Below are 3,504 nucleotides of genomic sequence, written 5' to 3'. Positions count from 1 at the left end.
CCACATACGCACCAACCGACCCGCCACTCACCCACCAAAACTAACCACCACACCAACCCCCCAACCACACCCAAAACGGCTCAGTTGTGCGCCGCAACGGCTGTCAAAGGGTTTTGCTGCCGGGTCGAGCGAATGCACGAAATCTGCGCAGCGTCACGCCTGGAGATGCAGTTCAGCTGGTCGAGGAGATCCGGCAGCTACGATTTTGCTGCCGTGCTCAGCTATAGGTAGGTCGCCCGTAGCCGCTCGGCGCTGCGTTCGAAGTTCTCACGGGTGGTGCCGAGGACATCCTGTGCCGCTTCCAGCTTGGAGTCCATCGTCTCGACCAGCAGCTTCAGATCGTGCGGCTCCGCGGTCTCAAGATCCTCGGTCGGCATGATCGCTTGCCCCTGCGACTGGGCGGCATCCCGAATCGAGGCCATATTGATCGCTGCCTGTCGGGCTGTCTCGGCAGCAGACTCCGCGGCTTCACGGATCGCCGCCTGCACCGCTTCAGTTTCGGCAGTCATCCGCGCATAGGTATCGGTCGCCTGGTCGAGCGACTCGGCCAGCTGGCCGCCGCCGTCGGCCGGCGCGGCCGCGATCGTCGGCCGATCCAACCCGACCCACTCCATAGCGCGAGATGGGTCAGGAAAAACCGACACGGCCGAAGCCAGCACACGGTCTATCTGCGATACATAGCCGCCGGCACTCACCGCTTCAGAATATCCGCCGACCAGCGACGACCAACAGAGCCCAGTTATTCGTGCACTCGCGGGGTGAAAAGGCCGTAATCGTTGCGTTTGACCTTGATGCCGATCATCACGGACTTCACACGCAGGCCGGGATGGGACTCAGGTGTACGTCGGGCCAGCGACCGGGTCACCGTCGCCATCTCATTGCTGACGAAGTACGTCTCGGCGGCACCGTGAATCGAGGCTCGCATCGTCCCCCAGGGGTCGATGGCAATCCAGAACGGTGACTGGTCAGCGGGATCTTCCTTGACGCCTTGGACCCAGGTGCTTTCCGGATCTCCGCTCAGATAGAAACCCGGGATCCGCGGCGCGGTCCTGCGCCTACCGAGCAGCACTTGGAGGTTCTTGGTGAGATCACTTTCCTGGGCCGTATCGATGGTGCCGACATGCTCCCACTGGCCGCCGGGCGTGTTGTTCTCGAAAGTCACCTCGGATGTCGTTGTCGAAATCCATACCTCTGGCCTCATGCGGATATCCTGCCGGATCCGCAACGAACTTCGGCTCCACGGCGCCGAATAATCGGTGCGACGGTGCGGCAGTTGGCATCACGCCGGTGGGAGCGGCCGGTCAACCACGTCAGTCGCCGCTGCTGTCCTGCCCCTTGTCGTCGCGCCGCATGTAGGCGATGACCACACCACACACCGCGGTGATCGCGGCCCCTCCGATCCCGACCAGACCATCTGTGCTGCCAGTGGCAGCGATGCAGTACGCACACAGCGCCAAGTAGGCGAGAGCACTGGCCATGAGCAACAGGAGCACGAGATTCTTCACGACACTTCCTCCACAGTCGTGGGCCCGACGCGAAAGTCGCGAACCCTCCCCTGTTCTTGAGCCGGACTGCGATTCCTACAGAGGGCGGCGAGGACGCGCAGGTCACGGCGTCTGTTGGCACGTCGGTTGGGCATGGAATAGACCGTATGGCCGGATCGTCGCGTCCGGTGCGACACGCCGTATGGGTGCGACAGCGTGCACAACCGGAACCCGTAGCCGGACACGAATCCCCGGTGCTGTCTAACCCCTGCCGAACAAGTACGAGCTATCAGCGTCCTCGCAAGGCACCCGATCGCCAACCACCCCGCGACTCGCACACAGCACATCTGATGTGGCCCGTCCCGAGCCGACGGCATCGCACGAACGACGCGCTCAGCCAGTCTTGTTACCGAACAGTGAGACCACCGCGCAGAACACAGTCACGGCAGTCTCCCAATCCGTGAGGTAACCAGCGATCAGGGCGCAACCAGCCGCCAAGGCCAACGCCATAGTCGGATGCGGGGCAGGACTCGTGGGCTCGGGGTGTTGTCCGCTGGAATGCGGTTCTATGCTCATTTGGTTCCTAGTTCGCGAGACGACGGGACAATTTGGCTGCCCCGCGCCGGTGCAACGGAGCGGGGCAGCTTCTATTGAAGCCGAGCGCGCCGACGGTTCGCGTGCCATTGGCAACACTTAAAACCATGTCTGGCAACACTTAAAATGTAAAAGACAACACTTACTATTGGGTCCGTGTCCAAAGGCATCGGTGCGGTCCAAAGAAGAGTGCTCGATGCCCTGATCCAACGCCGCGACAATGACTGGTACAGCACGAAGACAATCGCCGCATTGGTTGGCCCAGTCGATGATGACTTCCCCAGGGTGAGAGCACGTTGGCGGTGGTACACCGCCGACCTACTCGACCTTGCCGAATTCGGCGCTCCGAGAAGCGACCGTGTCAGCATTCACCGTGCCGTGCGCACTCTCCACCGCCGAGGACGACTCGACATTTCAACTCGCATGCCATACGAGCAGCCCTACGGTGCCAAACTCAACGAATACGGAGAGTATGTGGGCGGAGTGGACCTCGCAGAGCTCGCAACCGTCGACCACCGATGGCCAACCGGACCGGGGCGACACCTCTGGTTCCGACTGAAAGCGCCCCGCGACCCCGAATTCTGGGATGACCAAATTTGCATCGTCGACGAGATCGCCATCGGCCACCCCGCCTACGGGCAGGCCGAGGATTTTGAGGAGTTCGCAGCGACTTTGGACCGCAATGCGGCGTGGAACTCGACCGTGGGCCAGTTCCTGCGATGGCTCTTCTGCGGTCCCCAACCGGGCGACCAGTACCGCCTTGGCGGCGGTGGCAGCAGCATCATCAGCAGCAGCATCATCACGCCGCCATGATGCTGTCGAAGACGTGCGCGGCTTCCGATTTCCTGGACATGATCTCGGAAAGGTAAGCGCTACGGCGTGTTTGGACACTGATCTGAGCCGACGAATCGGCGGGTGCCTGTTGTAACCAGAAAATGTTCTTCCAAATGTCGGGGCTCGCACCGCCGGAGGCGCGCTTCTTATCGAGTTGGTTGAAGAACCCCTCGATGTTCCTGTTCGGATCATCGCGGCCGGCATAGCTCGTGTCCTGCTGATAAATCCCGTGCCACGCCCCACCGCCACCACTGGCCTTCGGGCTGAGTCCGCTTTCCTGGATCGCCGTAGACAGTGCGGCAATCGTCTCTTCCCGAGAATAGTTGCGCCGGTGGGCCTCCCAGATGATCCGTGCCGCCACCTCCCTCGGACTCGAATTCGGCGTCAACGGTCCACCGAGGCCGGCCGGCAGCTGGCCGATCGCCGTGCTGGCCGACGCAAGCCCGGTCTGTGCGGACCCGGTCAACGAGCTCGGCAGGGACGACAACGAGTTCAGTGCGTTGAGGCCGGGGATCCCGCCACCGCCGGTGGGCATACCGCCACCACCACCGCCGAAACTGGGCATCCCCATCCCGCCCATCATCCCGCGGCC

General features: G+C 62.5%; 6 protein-coding genes. 2 read left to right on the top strand and 4 right to left on the bottom strand.

The annotated features are described in order from the left end of the window. Positions 1-221: 221 nt before the first annotated feature. The 3 genes from ACZY08_RS29690 to ACZY08_RS29680 all read right to left on the bottom strand — a co-directional run bounded on the left by ACZY08_RS29690 (position 222) and on the right by ACZY08_RS29680 (position 1,505). Positions 222-695, bottom strand: coding sequence for a hypothetical protein (locus ACZY08_RS29690; protein ID WP_463748174.1), 474 nt, complete (start codon positions 693-695; stop codon positions 222-224). Positions 696-739: 44 nt separating this feature from the next. Then, entirely contained in the window at positions 740-1,201 is a 462-nt protein-coding gene (locus ACZY08_RS29685; RefSeq protein WP_463748173.1) for a hypothetical protein, read from the bottom strand. Positions 1,202-1,310: 109 nt separating this feature from the next. Then, positions 1,311-1,505 carry a hypothetical protein gene (locus ACZY08_RS29680; RefSeq protein ID WP_463748172.1) on the bottom strand — a complete coding sequence of 65 codons (195 nt, stop codon included), beginning with the start codon at positions 1,503-1,505 and terminating at the stop codon, positions 1,311-1,313. Positions 1,506-2,234: 729 nt separating this feature from the next. Between ACZY08_RS29680 and ACZY08_RS29675 the strand changes: the two genes are divergently transcribed. Next, positions 2,235-2,891, top strand: a complete 657-nt coding sequence (locus ACZY08_RS29675; RefSeq protein ID WP_463748171.1) for a hypothetical protein — start codon at positions 2,235-2,237, stop codon at positions 2,889-2,891. Here ACZY08_RS29675 and ACZY08_RS29670 read toward each other — a convergent pair. Next, the gene (locus ACZY08_RS29670) at positions 2,878-3,273 is read right to left on the bottom strand and encodes a hypothetical protein (protein WP_463748170.1); all 396 of its coding nucleotides are present in this window, start codon (positions 3,271-3,273) and stop codon (positions 2,878-2,880) included. The genes ACZY08_RS29675 and ACZY08_RS29670 overlap by 14 nt on opposite strands. On the opposite strand from ACZY08_RS29670, the gene ACZY08_RS29665 reads away from it, so the two are divergent. After that, the coding region (locus ACZY08_RS29665; protein ID WP_463748169.1) for a hypothetical protein at positions 3,257-3,504 on the top strand (248 nt) is incomplete at its 3' end. The two genes, ACZY08_RS29670 and ACZY08_RS29665, sit on opposite strands and share 17 nt — an antisense overlap.

It is taken from the genome of Mycobacterium sp. IDUB_9, assembly GCF_055419505.1.
Note: the sequence above shows the minus strand (reverse complement) of the source record. Positions and strands in the feature narration are given on the sequence as shown.